Annotated in this window: 15 protein-coding genes; 9 read left to right on the plus strand and 6 right to left on the minus strand. The window is 65.0% G+C overall.

Annotated elements, in window-relative coordinates; all coding sequences use genetic code 11:
* Positions 1-10 precede the first annotated feature (10 nt).
* The 5 genes from PQQ53_RS25235 to gph all read left to right on the plus strand — a co-directional run bounded on the left by PQQ53_RS25235 (position 11) and on the right by gph (position 3,612).
* Positions 11-766 (plus strand): energy transducer TonB, encoded by a 756-nt coding sequence (locus PQQ53_RS25235; RefSeq protein ID WP_408327021.1) that lies wholly within the window; start codon positions 11-13, stop codon positions 764-766.
* A gap of 35 nt (positions 767-801) precedes the next feature.
* Entirely contained in the window at positions 802-1,563 is a 762-nt protein-coding gene (locus tag PQQ53_RS25240) for a MotA/TolQ/ExbB proton channel family protein (protein WP_408327024.1), read from the plus strand.
* Entirely contained in the window at positions 1,554-1,976 is a 423-nt protein-coding gene (locus PQQ53_RS25245; RefSeq protein ID WP_408327026.1) for an ExbD/TolR family protein, read from the plus strand. Before PQQ53_RS25240 ends, PQQ53_RS25245 begins: the two co-directional genes overlap by 10 nt.
* A gap of 134 nt (positions 1,977-2,110) precedes the next feature.
* Positions 2,111-2,926 carry an HAD family hydrolase gene (locus PQQ53_RS25250; RefSeq protein WP_408327029.1) on the plus strand — a complete coding sequence of 272 codons (816 nt, stop codon included), beginning with the start codon at positions 2,111-2,113 and terminating at the stop codon, positions 2,924-2,926.
* A complete protein-coding gene (gph, locus tag PQQ53_RS25255; RefSeq protein WP_408155864.1) occupies positions 2,920-3,612 on the plus strand; it encodes a phosphoglycolate phosphatase in 693 nt (230 codons plus the stop codon). Before PQQ53_RS25250 ends, gph begins: the two co-directional genes overlap by 7 nt.
* Positions 3,613-3,666: 54 nt before the next feature.
* Here gph and PQQ53_RS25260 read toward each other — a convergent pair whose 3' ends face one another.
* From PQQ53_RS25260 to PQQ53_RS25270, 3 genes are read right to left on the minus strand one after another with little or no spacing between them, the layout of a single operon-like run.
* Complete coding sequence (locus PQQ53_RS25260) at positions 3,667-4,329, minus strand: ankyrin repeat domain-containing protein (protein ID WP_408327031.1); 663 nt, start codon at positions 4,327-4,329, stop codon at positions 3,667-3,669.
* A gap of 15 nt (positions 4,330-4,344) precedes the next feature.
* Positions 4,345-4,965 carry a c-type cytochrome gene (locus PQQ53_RS25265; RefSeq protein WP_408141297.1) on the minus strand — a complete coding sequence of 207 codons (621 nt, stop codon included), beginning with the start codon at positions 4,963-4,965 and terminating at the stop codon, positions 4,345-4,347.
* Positions 4,962-6,695, minus strand: a complete 1,734-nt coding sequence (locus PQQ53_RS25270) for a pyrroloquinoline quinone-dependent dehydrogenase (protein ID WP_408155866.1) — start codon at positions 6,693-6,695, stop codon at positions 4,962-4,964. Before PQQ53_RS25270 ends, PQQ53_RS25265 begins: the two co-directional genes overlap by 4 nt.
* A gap of 492 nt (positions 6,696-7,187) precedes the next feature.
* Here PQQ53_RS25270 and PQQ53_RS25275 point away from each other — a divergent pair, with 492 nt between their 5' ends.
* A complete protein-coding gene (locus PQQ53_RS25275; RefSeq protein ID WP_408141295.1) occupies positions 7,188-8,063 on the plus strand; it encodes an endonuclease/exonuclease/phosphatase family protein in 876 nt (291 codons plus the stop codon).
* Positions 8,064-8,110: 47 nt separating this feature from the next.
* On the opposite strand, the gene PQQ53_RS25280 is transcribed toward PQQ53_RS25275, so the two are convergent.
* Both PQQ53_RS25280 and PQQ53_RS25285 read right to left on the minus strand, forming a co-directional pair.
* Positions 8,111-8,779: a hypothetical protein gene (locus PQQ53_RS25280; protein ID WP_408327034.1), complete on the minus strand. Its 669-nt coding sequence runs from the start codon at positions 8,777-8,779 to the stop codon at positions 8,111-8,113.
* Complete coding sequence (locus PQQ53_RS25285; RefSeq protein WP_408155870.1) at positions 8,776-10,182, minus strand: selenium-binding protein SBP56-related protein; 1,407 nt, start codon at positions 10,180-10,182, stop codon at positions 8,776-8,778. Before PQQ53_RS25285 ends, PQQ53_RS25280 begins: the two co-directional genes overlap by 4 nt.
* Before the next feature lie 806 nt (positions 10,183-10,988).
* Between PQQ53_RS25285 and PQQ53_RS25290 the strand changes: the two genes are divergently transcribed.
* Positions 10,989-12,449: an amino acid permease gene (locus PQQ53_RS25290; RefSeq protein ID WP_408327036.1), complete on the plus strand. Its 1,461-nt coding sequence runs from the start codon at positions 10,989-10,991 to the stop codon at positions 12,447-12,449.
* Positions 12,450-12,594: 145 nt separating this feature from the next.
* Here PQQ53_RS25290 and PQQ53_RS25295 read toward each other — a convergent pair whose 3' ends face one another.
* Positions 12,595-13,572 (minus strand): LysR family transcriptional regulator, encoded by a 978-nt coding sequence (locus PQQ53_RS25295; protein ID WP_408327039.1) that lies wholly within the window; start codon positions 13,570-13,572, stop codon positions 12,595-12,597.
* Between the two features lie 104 nt (positions 13,573-13,676).
* Between PQQ53_RS25295 and PQQ53_RS25300 the strand changes: the two genes are divergently transcribed.
* Both PQQ53_RS25300 and PQQ53_RS25305 read left to right on the plus strand, forming a co-directional pair.
* Entirely contained in the window at positions 13,677-14,039 is a 363-nt protein-coding gene (locus PQQ53_RS25300) for an asparaginase (protein ID WP_408327042.1), read from the plus strand.
* Positions 14,030-16,522 carry a penicillin acylase family protein gene (locus tag PQQ53_RS25305; protein ID WP_408327045.1) on the plus strand — a complete coding sequence of 831 codons (2,493 nt, stop codon included), beginning with the start codon at positions 14,030-14,032 and terminating at the stop codon, positions 16,520-16,522. Before PQQ53_RS25300 ends, PQQ53_RS25305 begins: the two co-directional genes overlap by 10 nt.
* Positions 16,523-17,044 lie beyond the last annotated feature (522 nt).

Here is a 17,044-nt window from a genome sequence, read left to right on the forward strand (position 1 = left end):
GCAAGTTGTCATGACGAACCCTGCACACCCTACGACCCCGGCGACGCGATATCGTCGCGGGGTGATCGTGCTGGGCGCGGTGATCGGCGCGCATCTGCTGTTGCTGTTTCTGGCGGTGTCGACGCGCGACAGAATGGTCGAGCGGCCGGTCGAACCCGCAACGATCACCGCCATGCTGTTGAGTCCGCAGGCTGAACCGGTGACGCCAGCCGCACCGGCTGCCGCGCTACCGGCGCCGACGCCGCCTGCCGCGCGCCCTGTCGTTCGTGCGAAACCGTTGCCGCAGATGCAGCCGCAAGCGCGATCACGCGCGTCACGCAGCGCAGCGGCCACGCCGGCACCGGTTGCGCCACTCGCGCCAGCCGACAGCGCCGCGCCGTCCGCCACCGCTCAGCCGGCCCCCGCCGCGCCGACACCGTCACCCGCGACAGCACCCGCAACCGAAAGCGCCCCCGCCACCGGCCGTACCCCCGCCGCCCCGGCCGAGCCACGAAACGTCGCTCATATCGATTGCGCCATCCCGAAGCCCGACTATCCTGACATGTCGAAGCGGCGTCGCGAGAACGGCACCGCGATCGTGCGATTCGTCGTGGGGCTCACCGGCCGTATCGAAACGATGCAACTGCAAAGCAGCAGCGGCTATGCGCGGCTCGACGAGGCCGCGCTCGCCGCCGTCCACGCGAGCGTCTGCCAGCCGTACAGCGAAAACGGCGCCGTGGTTCGCGCCGCGTACTCCCAGTCGTTCGTCTTCGGACTGACCGATTGACTGCGCCACCGATCACAGGACAAAGGAAAACAGCCATGCAACATTACGGACTCGCGAATGTCTGGCAAAGCGGCGACGTCGTCACGCGCTGCATTCTGAGCGTGCTGGCGATCATGTCGGTGATGTCGTGGACGGTGATCATCGTCAAGCTGTGGCAGGTGCTGCGGCTCAGACGCGTGACCCGGCAGAACGACGCGCGGTTCTGGAGCGCGGATCGCTTCGAGGACGGCTTGAGCAGTCTCGGCCACCCCGAGATGGCGCCATCCGAGAATCCGTTGCTCGCGCTCGCGCTGGCGGGCCACGAAGCGGCGACCCACCATCGCCAGACGCAACAGCATCTGCAGGACCGTATCGACGTCTCCGACTGGATCACGCGGCGTCTGCAGGACACGATGGACGAGACGGTCGCGCGCCTGCAGAGCGGCCTCGCGATCCTCGCGTCGATCGGCAGCACGGCGCCCTTCGTCGGGCTCTTCGGCACCGTGTGGGGCATCTATCACGCGCTGATCCTGATCGGCGAAACCGGCCAGACCTCCATCGAACACGTGGCAGGACCGGTCGGCGAATCGCTGATCATGACGGCGTTCGGGCTCTTCGTGGCGATTCCCGCCGTGCTCGGCTACAACGGCCTGAATCGCGCAAACCGCACCATCGTGGCGCGCCTGAAACGTTTCGCGCACGGCCTGCACGCGTACTTCGTGACCGGCTCGCAATTGCGCTCGAGCGCAGGCGCGCAGATGCACGTGGTGCCGCGCGAGAACACCCCGCCCCGTGACGGAGACTTCAGATGGCAATGAGCCCCTTCTCCGACGATGACGATCAAGGCCTCATGAACGAGATCAACATGACGCCGCTGGTGGACGTCATGCTGGTCCTGCTGATCATTTTTCTCGTCACCATTCCGGCGATGCAACATGCGGTGAGGATCGACCTGCCTCACGCGAGCAGCCAGCCGGAAGCGGTCAAAGCCACGCACGTGGACGTCGCGGTCGACGCCGACGGAGCCATCCTGTGGGACGGCCAGGCCGTCACCGAAGAGGGCTTGCGCGCGCGCATCGCCGAGGCCGCTCATGCGACGCCGCAGCCGGAACTGCATTTGCGCGCCGACCGCAAGGTGCCCTACGAACGGGTCGCCGAGGTGATGTCGGCCGTTCAGGCCGGCGGTTTGACGAAGATGGGTTTCGTCACTACGCCCAAGCCGAAGCCCTAGCGCGGCGCCTCGGGCGCGTGAACACTCAAAGCGTCGCTTATCGGACGCGAAAGAATCTCTGAATTTGAATCGGCCCGTGGCTCCGCTATCGTGGTGCGTGTCTGAACGGCAACCACCATGACGAGGACCGGACGATGCAAGCCCTTATCTTCGACGTCGACGGCACGCTCGCCGACACCGAGACCGCTCATCTGCAGGCCTTCAATGCGGCTTTTGCGGAGGCCGGGCTCGACTGGTTCTGGGACGAGCCGCTCTACACGCGCCTTCTCAAAGTGGCGGGCGGCAAGGAACGGCTGCGGCATTACTGGCGCACGCTCGAACGCGAGGAAGCGGATGGCGCGAAGGCGTGGGAGATTGTCGAGGCGCTTCACGCGCTCAAAACCCGCCATTACACCGGGCGCGTGCGCGGCGGCCTGCCGCTGCGCCCGGGCGTTGCGCGTCTGATGGACGAGGCGCAGGCGCACGGCATCCGTCTCGCCATCGCGACGACCACCACGCCCGCAAATCTCGACGCCCTGTTGCAGGTCCACTTCGGCGCGGCCTGGCGCACGCGCTTCTCGGCGATCGGCGATGCCGCCACCACGCCCGCGAAGAAGCCTGCGCCCGATGTCTATCATCACGTGCTCGAACAACTCGATCTGCCCGCGACAGCGTGTCTCGCCTTCGAGGACTCCGGCAACGGTCTGCTCGCGGCACGCGCGGCGGGTATTCCGGCCGTCGTCACGCCGACCGGCTACACGGCGCAGGACAGCTTCGATGGCGCGCTGGCCGTGCTGCCCCACCTTGGTGATCCGCAAACGCCGCTCGTGCAGGCTGTGCCTGGCGAACCACATCGCTGGGTGGACCTGGCGATGCTGCAGCGTTGGCATCGGAGGACGCTGCCGCACGCCGAGGCGGCTTCGTTCGCGGCGCCGGACGCGCGGGCAACTGCGGCGAGCTCGCCATGCTAAGCGCCTCCCGCCCGGCCGTGCTGATCGATCTCGACGGCACGATGGTCGACACCGCGCCGGACCTTGCCGCCGCCGTCGGCCGCATGCTGGAGGACCTCGGTGCAGCGCCCTTGCCGCTGGACGCGGTGACCGGATTCATCGGCAAGGGTGTGGCGAACCTCGTACGGCGCTCGCTGGAGGCGGCGGGCCTGGGCGAGCGGTGCGAATTCGAAGAAGCGCAGCGTGTATTCGAACGGCACTATGCCGATACCAACGGACGGATCGGCCGGGTCTTTCCCGGCGTCGCGGCGGGCCTGCGCGCATTACGCGAAAGCGGCTATCGCTGCGCCTGCGTGACCAACAAGCCGCAGGCGCTGGCGGCCGCGCTGCTGACGCGCACCGGCCTCGCCCGTTATCTGGAGGTGCTGGTCGCGGGCGATACGCTGGCGAGCATGAAGCCTTCGCCTGAGCCCTTACGGCATGCCTGCCGGCTGCTCGACAGCGAGCCTGCGCACTGCGTCGTAGTCGGCGATTCGCCGGTCGATGTCGCCGCGGCACGCGCGGCCGGTTTGCCTGTGTTCATCGTCAGCTATGGGTATGCGGGCCAGGACGGTGCGCACGCATTGCACTGCGACGCATTCATCGACTCGTTCGAAGCACTGCCGGCGATGCTCGCGCAGAGGTGGCGTCTGGCTGATTCGAAGTAACAGGCAGGCATCTGCCGACTCTGCGCACTGCGAGGCATGCGGACGTGTCCGCGGCTAGCCGGCGGACAGCACGCCGCTCGCTCTCGCCGACTTCGTCTGCACCGCGATATCCTTCGCCGTCATGCCGCGATTGTCCTTCAGCGCCGGGTCCGCGCCGCGCGCGAGCAGCAATTGAACGGTCTCCGCGCGATCGTATCCCGCCGCCCACATCAGCGCGGTGAGATCGTTCTTGTAGAGGCGATTCACGTCGACCCCGGCGTCGAGCAGCCGGCTCACCACCTTCGTTTGTCCCTGCCCGGCCGCGTACTCCATCGCGGTCTTGCCGACCCGATCCGTCGTGAACATGTCCGCACCATGCGCGAGCAGCAGCGCGACGATTTCATCGAAACCGCCATAGGCCGCGGCCATCAAGGGCGTGACGCCGGGCGCGCTCGCGTGCCCGACGTTCGCGCCGTGCTCGATCAGCGTGCGCGCCATGGCCGCGTCGCCTTGCTTGCAAGCGGTGATCAACGCCGTATCGCCGATGCGGTTCATCGCGTCCACGGCGGCGCCGCGCTCAAGCGCGGCAAGAAGCGACTGCTGGTCGCCGTCCTTGGCGGCGGCGAGCAGTTGCCGGTTGGTTTCGCCATCGCCTTGCGCGCTCGCGGGCAGGCACGCGCCGAACGCGACGGCAAGCAGCATCGCGGTCGCGATGAAGCGGGTGAGCGTCATTTTCATGGTGTCGGTTCCGTGCTACTGGAGGTTGTTCACATACGCGGCCAGATTGCGGATGTCCTCGTCGCTCAGATTGCGCGACACACTGGCCATGTTGCCCGCATCGTTGGTCCGCGTGTGCGAGCGGAAGTCCTGCAATTGCTTGACGATGTAGGGATACAGCTGGCCGGACACGCGCGGAATCTCGTTCTGCCCGGCGAAGCCGCCGAGATGGCACATCGTGCACAGTACTTCCGCGGACTTTTTGCTGCCCGCTTCGATGCTGGCGCTATCCGATTTGTACGGCACGGACACGAGCTTTTGCGCGGCGAAGTAGTCGGCGAGGTCCTGCATGTCCTCGCGCGACAGATTGGCCGCCATCGGCGACATGCGCGGGTCGCTGCGCCGCCCTTCCTTGAAGTCCCGCAGTTGCAGATAGATATAGCGCGCGGTTTGCCCGGCGAGAATCGGATAGTCCGGCGTGGTCGAGTTGCCCATCGGTCCATGACAGGCCACGCACACCTGCGCCTTCGCCTTGCCCGCCTCGGCGTCGGCGCGCGCGTTCAGCGGCAGCCATGCGGCGGCGAACCAGCCGCATAGCAATGCCGCCCCTGCACGGCGTGTCGAACGCAACCGCGAGCGCAGCATCGGCCCCGTCATGGCAGCGCGAAGACGAGCACGGTGTTGCCGCGCTTGAAATCGAGCTGCGTATTGCCGCCCGCCGCGACCGCGACATACTGCTTGCCGTGCACCGAGTACGACACCGCGGGTGCATTGACGCCGGCGCCGCACTGGTACTCCCAGAGCTTCTTGCCGCTGGCGGAGTCGAACGCGCGGAACAGGCCGTTGCCTTCGCCGTTGAAGACGAGGCCGCCCGCCGTCGCGAGCACGCCGCCGATCAGCGGCTGTTCGGTCTTGTAGTCCCACGCGACCTTGCCCGTGTCGACGTTCACCGCGGACAGCTTGCCCCATTGCTGCTCGTTCGCAATCACCTTGAACGCGCCGCCGAGCCACAGCTTGCTGCCGCCCGGATAAGCCGCCTCCTCGACCTGATACGTCATCGGCTGATGCAGATTGGCCGCGTAGACGAGGCGCGTCTTCGGATCGAAGGCCATCGGCGACCACTCGACCCCGCCGTTCGCACCCGGCAGCATGCGCGCGCCGGCAGCCGTGGGCAGCGTCCACATGTTTTCTTGCGGGATCATCGCCTGCGAATAGCGGATCAGACGTCCGGTGGCGCGATCGTGAACGTACACGTGGCCGGTCTTGCCGCCGTGCACGATGCCCGGAATCATCTTGCCGTCGTTGTCGCGCACGTCGATCAGGATCGGCGGGCTGACCGCGTCGAGGTCCCACACGTCGTGCGGCACGTACTGGTAGTGCCATTTGTATTTGCCGGTGTCGAGATCGATCGCGACGAGCGAGTCCGTATAGAGATTGTCTCCGGGCCGGATCGCGCCATACAGGTCCGGTGACGGGTTGCCCACGACGAAGAACACCGTCTTCGTTTGCCGGTCGATGGCGGGCGTCATCCACACGCCGCCGCCGAGCGTCTTGTAGAAGTCGCCGCCCTTCGCGGCAAGCTGCTTCTTCTCCGCGTCGATGTCGCGCTTCTCGTCGCGGCCGGTCGCGTCCTTGGTCGCCCACACGCCTTCCTGGCCGGTCTCCGGAATCGTGTAGAAGGTCCACAGCAACTGGCCGGAATTCGCATCGAACGCTTTGACGAAGCCGCGAATGCCGTACTCGCCCCCGTTCGTGCCGATCAGCACCTTGCCGTCGACAACCGCGGGCGCCATCGTTTCCGAATAGCCCTGGTCGGGATCGGCGATCTCGGTTTGCCACAGCACCTTGCCGGTCTTCGCGTCGAGCGCGACGAGTTTCGCGTCGAGCGTGCCCATGAAAAGCCGGTCGCCCGAGATCGCCACGCCGCGATTGTTAGGGCCGCAGCAGAACGTCGTGACCGGTCCCATCTTGTGCTTGTAATGCCAGAACTCCTTGCCCGTCGCCGCATCGACCGCATACACGTGATTGAACGACGTGGTGATGAACATCACGCCATTCGAGACGATCGGCGCCGTTTCCATCGATTCGTTGACGGCGGTCTGGAAGATGAACGCAGGTCTGAGCTTCGCGACGTTGGTCCGATTGATTTGCGCGCCATGGTAGTAGCGCGTTTGCGCGTAGGAACCGTTCGAATGGAGCCAGTCGGCCGTCGCGGTGGCGGCGCGGTCGAGCTGCTCCTGACTGACGGGCTGGAGCGTCGAAGGCATCGGCGAGGCGGTGGTGGTCGACGTGTTCTGGACTTCGTCGGCGGCGTGAGCGGCAGGCAGGCCAAATGCGATGGCGAGCAGGGGCAGGCCGACGACACCCCGGGTGAGTGTGAATGGCATGAGCGTCTCCTTGGCTTCTTATCGTTCGAGCTTTTCAACGACGGAGTGCGGCATTCATCCACCGGCGGATAGCGTGGAAAAGCAGGATGGCGCAGCCCTCTCAAACAACAAAAGCGTACGATTTTGAACCGTTAATTGCTTTGTCCGGATGGGTCGGCTGCGCAGAAGGGAAACGGGGCGAAGTGCTCGTCCCCTAAAAGGCCGGCTCGCTTAAGGGTAGGCTATGCGCTTCGGTTTTTCTAGAACGTCGATGCGTTTTTATCAAGCGTGACTCGATACGTATGAGGATTTTGCCGGACGGCGGGTTTGCCGCTTGCGGTAGCAAGACGATTGCGCCGGGGCCGATGCCGCCCGAACGGCCAGGCGCGGAATTCGAGGCGCCGATATGTCGGCGCCTCGACCGCATCACATCCCCGCATCACATCCTCGAATCACAGAATCACATCCTCTACTCAGCGATAAACTGACCGTCTGAGTGTCAAGGAGAGCGCCATGAAACTCGTCGACTGGAACATTCAGTGGGGTTGCGGCGTGGACGGCCGTGTCGACCTCGGCCGGATCGTGCGGGAAGCGCGCGCGCTGTGCGACTTCGATGTCCTCTGCTTGCAGGAAGTCACGCGTGGATTCAATGATGAGCCGCTGACCGGCGGATTGAAAGGCCGTCCGTCGCTCGATCAATTCGCCGAGCTGGCGGCATTGCTGCCCGAGATGACCGTGATCGATGCGATCGGCTCCGATCTGCCATCACTGCGCGACAGCCGGGCGCCGCGCCGACAGTTCGGCAACGCCATCGCCACCCGCCTGCCGGTGCGTCAAGTGCTTCGGCATTCGCTACCGTGGCCCGCCGATCCCGCCAAACCGTCGATGTTGCGCATCGCGCTCGAAGCCGTGCTCGACACCGACGCCGGCCCGCTACGCGTCATCACCACGCATCTCGAGTTCTATTCGGAGCAGCAGCGGCTCGCGCAAGTGGAGAGACTGCGCGCGTTACATCGCGAAGGATGCGATCACGCGCGCCATCCCGCGAAAGCGGAAAAGCCGGACAGCCCGTTCGCCGACACCGCTCGCCCGATGAGCGCGATTCTGTGCGGCGACTTCAACAGCGCGTACGAAGATACCGCCTATTGCCGGATGCTCGAACCAATCGCCGACGCTCCGGCCTTCGCCGACGCCTGGTCCTGCGCGCATCCAGACGAGCCGCGCGCCGCGACGGTCGGCCTGTACGATCACGAGCAATGGGCCGGCGGACCCTTCGCGTGCGATTTCATTTTTGTCACGGACGACCTCGCGCCGCGAGTGACGGTGTGCGACGTGGATCAGCACAGCCGAGCGTCGGATCATCAACCGATGTGGCTGGCGCTGCGCTGAAACGAAGCGGCGTCCAGCGCGCGGCTTGCACCAACACGCCACGACGCTCAGCCGAGCGCGGCATGCGTCAACGCGATCGCGCCCACCAGCATGAGACTCGACGCCCAGACCGCATCCAGATTGAACCAGCTGCGCGACACGAACTTCAGCCCCAGATAGCGATAGACGAGCCAGGCCAGCAGTCCGCCGGCCGCGATCATCGCCGCACCGTGCACCGCGGAGACCCACAGCGCCATGCGAAGGCTGTCATCGATCAACGCCTGGGCGGCCGGGTGCGCGTGATCCATGCCGTAAGAGCGGCACAGCCCGAGATAGATCGGCACGAGCATCAACCCCGCGCCGTGCGCAATCGCTATCGCGAACGACCAGAGCGCGAGCCTCGATGGCGGAATCCGCGCGAGCATGCGCGGGTGGCGTCGGCGGATCAGAAGACAGGCGCCGAAGGCGATCACGAGCACACTCGCGCCGACCTGGATCGCGCGCTGCCATTCGAGCAGAACCGCCAGCATCGCGAACGGCAGCATCACCACGAACATGGCGAGCACGTGCCCAGCCGCGAGATAGAACAGCGCGGCAAACAGCGCCCGCGCACGCCGCTGGATCAATCCGTTCGACACGGCGAGCGGCCAGCCCATCGCCGGGTTGAGCCCGTGATAGAGACCGCTCGCAAGGATAGCTAACCAAAGGCCGAGACGCGGCCAGCCCTCCCCGGTCAAATGCCCACCGACGGGTAGCAGAACGAATCGGTCGAGCAGTCGCCCCCTTCGAGCCGGATCTGGTGAGCCCGATAGCCATCGGGAAAGCGCACCCAGTAATCCTCGGCCAGCGCAAGGCCGCCGCCCGGTTCCGCCCGCGCCATGACCTGCGCCGCGGGCACGCCCGCCGGGTAGAACTGGTCATCCCAGGTCGAATAGAGCGAGTTGGTCCAGTACACCCGCTTGCCGTCGCGGCTGATCTCGACCATCTGCGGGCCACCGGCGAACGCCTCACCGTTCGGATGCGGTGCGCGCCGCACGATCCCGCCGAGCTGCACCGTGCCCGCCAGTTTCGGCTTGCGCGGTTCCGTCACGTCGTATTGACGCATCTCGCCGGTGCCCCAGCAGGCGACGTAGAGGAATTTGTCGTCGAGAGAGAGGTCGATGTCCGTGACGAGCGGCGGCACCGCGCCGAAACCCTGCAACAACGGCGGCAACAGTTCGGCGGCGGCCGGTTCGGGTGGGATGGTCGCCGTCTTTTCGATGTGGAACTGTCCGTCCTCGCGCCACCAGGTCCAGATCGACCCTTCGAGGTTCGTCGTGTCCACCACCACGCCGATGAACCCGTACTCGCGGCTCGGATCGTGCGCGGGCCGGACTTCGAGCGCCATCTGGTGATTCGCGCCGAGGTCGATGGTCTGCACGTTGCGTCTTGCCCGCAGGTCCCAGAAGTGAATACGATGCCCATACTTGTTCGCGAGCAGGTCCTCAGGCACGATCCCGTTCTCGAATTGCGGCGGCAATGCCCACTCGCTCGACACCATGTAATCGCGCGGGAGATTCCACCAGAAATCGTAGTGCTTCTCCTGCAGGCCGCGGTCGATCTCCCAGCGGCCGAGCACGTCGAAGGTCTCGCAGTCCATGATGAAAATACCGGGCGGCCCGTCGGTGCCGTCCTTGCCGCCGCCGCCCAGCGTGCTGATGTAAATGCCTTCGGGCCCGCAGTGAACCGTATGCGGACGCGAATAGCCGGTCTTGCGGAAAATTTCCTCGGGTTCGATGATCTTGTGAATGCGCGCCTGAGTTGGATCGGGTTTGGTGTCGACAATATAGATGCGCGACGAACGCATGCCCGGAATGATCAGGTAGCGTCGTTCGAGGAATGCGTGGCCGGTCAGCGGCGACAGCGCCGACGAGCACGCGTTCCAGCCGAAATGATGGAACTCGTCACCCTTGTTCGGCATCGTCACCGTATGAACGACCTGGCTGTAGGTCGGCGAGCCGGGTTTCACGTCGATCACGGCAAGCGCATCGGGCTGCGAGAAATCAGGGCTGAGCAGCAGCGTGTACGCGTATTCTTCCGGCGGCGCATCCATCGCGAGTTTCGGCGATGCGTGGAACGTGGAATCTGGGCGCATACCCATGGCGGGGGTCTCCTATTGTCTGGTTCCGGTCGCAAGCGTGCGGATGTTCATCGAACAGTACGCCGCCGTTCCGCGGGTTGCGAACGGCGCGCGCCGGTAACCTGCGCGGTTACACCGCAGGTATGACGCGGTCCACGATTGAGCGACGGGCGTCGCGATCTTCTGGCGGCAGCGAGTATCGGGGCGGCCGACACACATACCTGCGGCGACGCGGTCATCGCGTTCCCTTTGCCGTACATACCGTCGACTGCGGCACCCCATCGCGTGCATAGAGGCGCTCAGTTTAGATTTGTAGTTCACGGCCGAGGTGAGATCAACTGAAAGTTTCGGGGCGTTCGGCACGGGCCGGCCGGCGCATCGGAATTCGAGGAGCTTGCTTGTGCGAACGCGCGCGGTCGCGGCCGAGGCCGGCCAGACCGAACTGTCGCCGGAACCCTTTCACGTGCTTCGCTGTGCGCGCGTGGCAACGCCGGCGGAAAGTCATTGCCGTCATCATTCCGGCTCCCGTCCGCCGACGCTGCTGATCCCTCGCCGGCCGGTTCGACCAGGACCGATCCCGGTCCCCCTCTTCCAATCAGATTGCTTTATCCCGGATGCTCGCGCGATAAGCGCCGACGGAGATAATGTCCGCGACGATCCGGACTCGAAAAACTTCACGTTTTCATCGGATCCGGAATACACTGAATTCAGGTTTTCCTCCCACCTCCCCCGCCAGTCTTTGCTGACAGATGCTTTTGTCGTGCTCCGCGAGCCGGGACAAGCCGTGTCGGTTCGCGCCCAAACACCAATGAACGGGACGACTCATCATGGCTGATACGCGTTACATGGCACGGAAATCCGTCGCCGATATCGTGAATAGCGCCGAAGCTCACGGCAGTCACTCATTATCGAAAACGCTCGGCGCGGCCAGCATCACCGCGATGGGCATCGGCGCGATCATCGGCGCCGGCATCTTCGTGCTGACCGGCACGGCCGCGGCGCAATTCGCGGGCCCCAGCATCACGCTGTCGTTCGTGCTCGGCGGCATTGCGTGCGCGTTCGTCGGCCTGTGCTATTCGGAACTGGCGGCGATGCTGCCGGTATGCGGCAGCAGTTATACGTACACCTATGCGACGCTCGGCGAAATCTTCGCGTGGATCATCGGCTGGGATCTGATTCTCGAATACGCGATGGGCGCGGCGACCGTCGCGGTCGGCTGGTCAGGCTACATCGTGAGCCTGCTGCATAACGTGGGGATCAATATCCCGCCGACCCTGGCCGCCGCGCCGGGCACCGTGATCAAGCTCGCCGACGGCACCACGGCGACCGGCGTCGTCAATCTGCCGGCCATCGTGATCATCGCGATTCTCACGACCATGCTGGTGCTCGGCACGAAGGAATCCGCGCGGCTGAACAACATCATGGTGGCGGTCAAGCTCGTCGTGGTGGTGGCCTTCATCGCGCTCGGCGTGTTTTTCATCAAACCGGAGAACTGGCATCCGTTCATCCCGGCGAATACGGGCGAGTTCGGCCACTTCGGGATGAGCGGGATTCTGCGTGGCTCGGCGGTGGTGTTTTTCGCGTTCATCGGTTTCGATGCGGTGTCCACCGCCGCACAGGAAGCGAAGAAGCCGCAGCGTGATATGCCGATCGGCATTCTTGGCTCGCTGATCGTCTGCACGGTGCTTTACATCCTCGTCGCGGGCGTGCTCACCGGGCTCGTGCCTTATGCTGATCTGAACGTCCCTGACCCGATTGCCAGGGGCGTCGACGCGATCGGTCTGAACTGGTTCTCGATCCTGATCAAGATCGGCGCATTGACGGGGCTCACCACCGTGATCCTCGTGCTGCTGTACGGCCAGAGCCGCATCTTCTTCACGATGTCGCAGGACGGCTTGCTGCCGCCGCTGTTCGCGCGGGTGCATCCGCGTCTGCAGACGCCTCATCTGAGCCAGATCCTGATCGGCACGATCGTCGCGATCGTGGCGGCGCTGACGCCGATCGGCGTGCTCGGGGAGATGGTCAGCATCGGCACGCTGTTCGCGTTCATCCTCGTGTGCGCTGCGGTGATGTATCTGCGCCGCAGCGATTCCGACGCGTTGCGGCCGTTCCGGGTGCCGGGCGTGCCGGTCGTGCCGGTGCTGGGCATCCTGTTCTGTCTCCTGCTGATGGTCGGGCTGCCGCTCGTGACCTGGGGGCGGCTCGTCGTGTGGCTGGTGATCGGAATGGTGATCTATCTGACGTACGGCCGGAATCATTCGAAGCTGCGCTTTCCGGAGCGTCATTGAGCGGCAGCGCCTGAACCCTCGCTCATAGTCCGCACTCGCGACGGGCGGCTTGCTGCCGCGCGTTGCGGCGTGCTTGCGCCGCGTGCGTGGCTAGCGGGCTGCGGGCTGCGGGCTGCGGGCTGCCAGCAGCTTTATCACCTCCGCGTCAAACGTTGGCCCCCAAAGCCGGCGTCTGCATCCGCTCGGGCAATTCGCCAATGCCCTTCAGACGCTCGGCCATAAACTCGCGCAGCACGCGCACCTTGGTCGAGAAGCGCCGGTTCGGCAGATACGCCATGTAAATCTGCCGGCCGGTCAGCGCGTTTTCGAGCCGGTAGTCCGGCAGCGCGACCTCCAGCTCGCCGCTCACCAGCAGATCGCGGATCAGCCAGATCTCGAACTCGGCGATCCCGAGGCCCGCGCGTGTCGCCTCCAGCAGCAGTTCCGAGTGGTCGGATTGCAGATTGCCCAACGGCATCACCGACTGCACGGCCTTGCCATCCGACAGATGCCAGCGCCGATCGCTCTCCGGATGCAGATAGCGCAAGCAGTTGTGATTGATCAGATCGGCGGGCCTGCACGGGCGCCCGCGTCGCGCGAAATAGCCAGGCGCGGCGCACAGGATGCTGTCGTTGCGCGAGATCGGCTGCACGATCAGGTTGTCGAGATAGTTCTCGCCTTCGTGGATGTCGAGGTCGAAGCCGCCCATGACCATGTCGTTGTGGTTGTCGGTCAGGCGCAGATCGAGCTGAACGGCTGGATAAAGCTCGAGAAAAGGCGTGACCAGCGGCGCCAGATAGCGGCGCCCGAACGCCACCGGCGCGGTCAGTTTCAACGGACCGCTGGGCGCGGAATCCAGCTCCGCGACCACACGCAGCGTGTCGTCGAGATCCGCGATCATCGACACCGCGCGCGCGTGATACAGCGTCCCCCCTTCGGTCAGCGCGACATGATGGGTCGAGCGGTGCAGCAGCGGCACGCCGAGCATTGCTTCGAGCGCCGTGATCTTGCGTGCGATCGTCGACGTCGCGACCTTCAGTTCGCGCGCCGCGGCCGAGAAACTCCCCAATTCGACGATCCGCACCAGCGCGCGCATCGCGCCGAGTTGATCGAGGCCCACGTCTTTGGCTTTTTTCGAAGGCATGCTTGCGTTGCGTCCAGTGCAAAACCATTTTCGAAATTACGTCTAAATGCATTTTTTTGCAATAATTAAACTCGGCTTTATCGTTTCACCCCGAAGGACACGTAATGACCCTTCCCTCGCACGTCCCGCTCGTCGTCGCCACCCGCAACGCTCATGTGGAGCGTATTCACTGGGGATCGGTGGCGGTGGTCGACGCTACCGGCGCGCTGCTGGCCCACGCCGGCGATCCGCACGCGTGGGTGTTCTCCCGCTCGACGCTCAAGCCGTTCCAGGCACTGCCCTTCGTGCGCGACGGCGGCCCGGACCATTTCGGCTTCACCGACGCCGAACTGGCGCTCGCCTGCGCGAGCCGCGCGTGGCGGGCACGCCGGTTGCCGCCGGTACGTTGTAAGACGGCGCGAACTTTCCCCGTTTACGCCATATTCTTCACCGCCAACAGCCTGCTCGTGGACTGCCTATGCCTTTGACCGTTTTTCTGCGCCATCGGGTCCGTCTGCTAGTCACCCTGCCCTTGCTCGCATGGGGCCTGCAAAGCTGCGCCGTGCCGAACGCCGAACTCGACGCGCGCACGGGACCGTATCAGGTCGAGATCCGCCGCACCGCGCTGGGCATTCCGCATGTGAAAGCCGGCGACTGGGGCAGCCTCGGCTATGGCTACGGCTACGTCCAGGCACAGGACAATCTGTGCACAATGGCCGACGCCTTCGTCTCCTATCGTGGCGAACGCTCACGCTACTTCGGCGCGAAAGCGCGCCCCACGACCGAAGCGAGCTTCGGCCAGCCCGAGAACCTCGACGCCGACTTCTTCTTCCGTTTCATCGCCGACGATGCCGCCGTTGCGCGCTATCGGCAAAGTCAGACCGCCGACATGCATGCGCTGATCGACGGCTTCGTGGCGGGCTACAACCGCTATGTCGGCGAGCTTGCGCAAGGCGCGTCGCCCGGCGCGCATGCGGCTTGCCGTGCGGCGCCGTGGGCGGGCAAGATCAGCAGCGCGGATATTTACCGGCGTCTTTACGCGGCGAATCTGGCGGGCAGCGCGGCACGCTTTGCCAGCGCGATCGCGACGGCAAAGCCGCCGGTTGCGGACGTTGCACGACCCGCAGCTTCGCGTGAGCAGCAGCAAGAAGACGTGAGCGCAACGGACAAGAACGAACTCGCCACCACCGCGCCGCTCGCCCACTTCGGCGGCCATTCCGGAATCGGCAGCAACGCACTGGCGTTCGGCGCGGACGCGACGCATAACGGCAGCGCGCTGCTGCTCGGCAATCCGCATTGGTTCTGGAGTGGCCCGGACCGCTTCTACCAGGCACAACTGACGATCCCCGGCAAGCTCAACGTGAGCGGCGTGTCCTTGCTCGGCATCCCGCTGATCATGATCGGCTTCAACGAAAACGTCGCGTGGACACATACCGTCTCCACCGCGAAGCGCTTTGGCCTCTTCAAGCTGACGCTCGTGCCGGGCTCGCCGACGCGCTACCTGGTCGACGGCAGGAGCGAAACGATGACACCGACGCAAGTGAAGGTCGAGGTGCGCGCGGACGACGGTTCGATCCATCGCGTGTCGCGCACGCTGTATCGCTCGCGTTTCGGCCCGCTCGTCAATCTCGGCGCGATGTCGCCCGCGCTCGCGTGGAATCAGCAGCAGGCTTTCGCGCTGCGTGACATCAACGCGGACAACTTCCGCGTGTTCGAAAACTTTCTCGAATGGAACCAGGCGAGTTCGCTCGACGATTTCATCCGCATCCAGAAGAAGAACGCGGCGGTGCCGTGGGTGAATACGCTGGCAATCGGCCGGGGCGATCCGCGCGTGTGGTACGCGGATATCGGCGCGGTGCCGGACGTGCCCGATGAACTCGCGCAGCGCTGCACGCCGCCGGTCGGCCGCGCGCTGGCGCAGTCGATGCCGGGCGTGCCGTTCCTCGACGGTTCGCGCAGCGATTGCGACTGGCGCAATCAGACCGGCTCCGTGCAGCCTCGCGCATTGCCGGTCGCGCAGATGCCGAGCCTCTTGCGGCGCGATTACGTCGGCAATTTCAATGGCAGCTACTGGCTCAGCAATCCGGCTGAGCCGTTGAGCGGCTACGCGCAGATAGTCGGCGCGACACATACGCCGCAATCGCTGCGCACGCGTCTCGGTCACAGCATCGCGACGCAGTTGCAAAGCGACCCGGCGGGCGTGTCCGCCGATGCGCTCGGCCGCGCCGCGCTCGACAGCCGCTCGATGTCGGCGCTGCTGTTCAAGCAGCCGGTGCTCGATCGCTTGTGCGGCGGCGCAGTGGCCGGTGCAAATGACGCCGCGATTGAATCCGATAAAAGCAACGACCTCCGTCAAGCCTGCAAAGTACTCGCCACCTGGGACGACACCGCTGCCGCCAATGCCGTCGGCGCGACGCTGTGGGACGAACTGTGGCGTCGCCTGCTGACGATTCCTCCGCAGCAGTTGTACGCGGTGCAGTTCGATCCCGCGCAACCGCTGACGACACCCGCGGGCATCGCCGCCGACCCGGCCAAACTCGCCGCCGCGCTGCACGACGCCATCGCCGCCCTGCGTCACGCCGGCATCGCGCTCGATGCGCCACGCAGCGCCGCACTCTACGTACAGCGCAATGGCGAGCGCATCCCGCTGTTCGGCGGCTGCGACGCGGGGGGCTACTTCACGGCCGCGTGCGCGGCCCATCCGTTCGATACGCGCGGCTATTCGATGGACATCAACCCGAACGGCGACACCTACCTGCAGCTCGTCTCGTTCGACGGCGACCAGGTGCTTGCGCGGACCATGCTCGCGTCGTCCGAATCCGGCGACCCGGCCTCACCCCACTATGCCGACGCGACGCGCGACTACGCCGCGCGGCGCTGGCTGAGCGTTCCGTTTTCCGAAGCGTCGATCGCGCGCGATCCCTCGATGCGCGTGCAAACCTTGAGCTCGTCGGATGCGCAAGCGCGCTAACTCCCCCCAACTGGCACAGAGAACCTGAGCGCATGGCCATTCAACCGGCTCAACAGGTCGATGCGGCGTCGCGCGGCATTGAGCGCGCGCGGCACATGATGCTCGACAGACGGCCCCGGCTTTATACCCAGCTTTCATTGATAACGGTTGCGTGCCGTTCAAATCGCCATTGCGATATGCCGGTTTGAAAATATAATCGACCGCTCACCCATTCTTTCCGGCCAGTCCCGGGTACCAGCGCGCCCGGTAGCGCCCCCTCATGCGGTTTATCTGTACTAGACTTTGTGCGCCCGCCGCCGGCATCGCGCCGCGTTCAATTGCATTGGCGCGGCAATTTGACAAGCAGGTCAAACCTTGTAAGATCGACGGAGATTTTGTGCCGCGGGCATTAAAAAGTATCAATCTCGTTATCCGCATGAAAGCGCATTGCCGAAACACCGGATCAAGATGCTGGCCTTCAGTGAGAATACGCATGAAACACCTGTCTTCGATTACAACGTGGGTTCAGGCAACTTGCAATTG

Origin of the sequence: Paraburkholderia strydomiana, assembly GCF_046030495.1 — a bacterium.
Taxonomy (GTDB): Bacteria; Pseudomonadota; Gammaproteobacteria; order Burkholderiales; family Burkholderiaceae; genus Paraburkholderia; species Paraburkholderia strydomiana_A.

Bases quoted from the DNA above. Each gene is read 5' to 3' on its own strand.
- PQQ53_RS25240 (WP_408327024.1), top strand. From the start codon at position 802: ATGCAACATTACGGACTCGCGAATGTCTGGCAAAGCGGCGACGTCGTC.
- PQQ53_RS25305 (WP_408327045.1), top strand. From the start codon at position 14,030: ATGCCTTTGACCGTTTTTCTGCGCCATCGGGTCCGTCTGCTAGTCACC.
- PQQ53_RS25260 (WP_408327031.1), bottom strand. From the start codon at position 4,329: ATGAAAATGACGCTCACCCGCTTCATCGCGACCGCGATGCTGCTTGCC.
- PQQ53_RS25245 (WP_408327026.1), top strand. From the start codon at position 1,554: ATGGCAATGAGCCCCTTCTCCGACGATGACGATCAAGGCCTCATGAAC.
- PQQ53_RS25270 (WP_408155866.1), bottom strand. From the start codon at position 6,695: ATGCCATTCACACTCACCCGGGGTGTCGTCGGCCTGCCCCTGCTCGCC.
- PQQ53_RS25275 (WP_408141295.1), top strand. From the start codon at position 7,188: ATGAAACTCGTCGACTGGAACATTCAGTGGGGTTGCGGCGTGGACGGC.
- PQQ53_RS25235 (WP_408327021.1), top strand. From the start codon at position 11: ATGACGAACCCTGCACACCCTACGACCCCGGCGACGCGATATCGTCGC.
- PQQ53_RS25285 (WP_408155870.1), bottom strand. From the start codon at position 10,182: ATGGGTATGCGCCCAGATTCCACGTTCCACGCATCGCCGAAACTCGCG.
- PQQ53_RS25265 (WP_408141297.1), bottom strand. From the start codon at position 4,965: ATGACGGGGCCGATGCTGCGCTCGCGGTTGCGTTCGACACGCCGTGCA.
- gph (WP_408155864.1), top strand. From the start codon at position 2,920: ATGCTAAGCGCCTCCCGCCCGGCCGTGCTGATCGATCTCGACGGCACG.
- PQQ53_RS25300 (WP_408327042.1), top strand. From the start codon at position 13,677: ATGACCCTTCCCTCGCACGTCCCGCTCGTCGTCGCCACCCGCAACGCT.
- PQQ53_RS25290 (WP_408327036.1), top strand. From the start codon at position 10,989: ATGGCTGATACGCGTTACATGGCACGGAAATCCGTCGCCGATATCGTG.
- PQQ53_RS25250 (WP_408327029.1), top strand. From the start codon at position 2,111: ATGCAAGCCCTTATCTTCGACGTCGACGGCACGCTCGCCGACACCGAG.
- PQQ53_RS25295 (WP_408327039.1), bottom strand. From the start codon at position 13,572: ATGCCTTCGAAAAAAGCCAAAGACGTGGGCCTCGATCAACTCGGCGCG.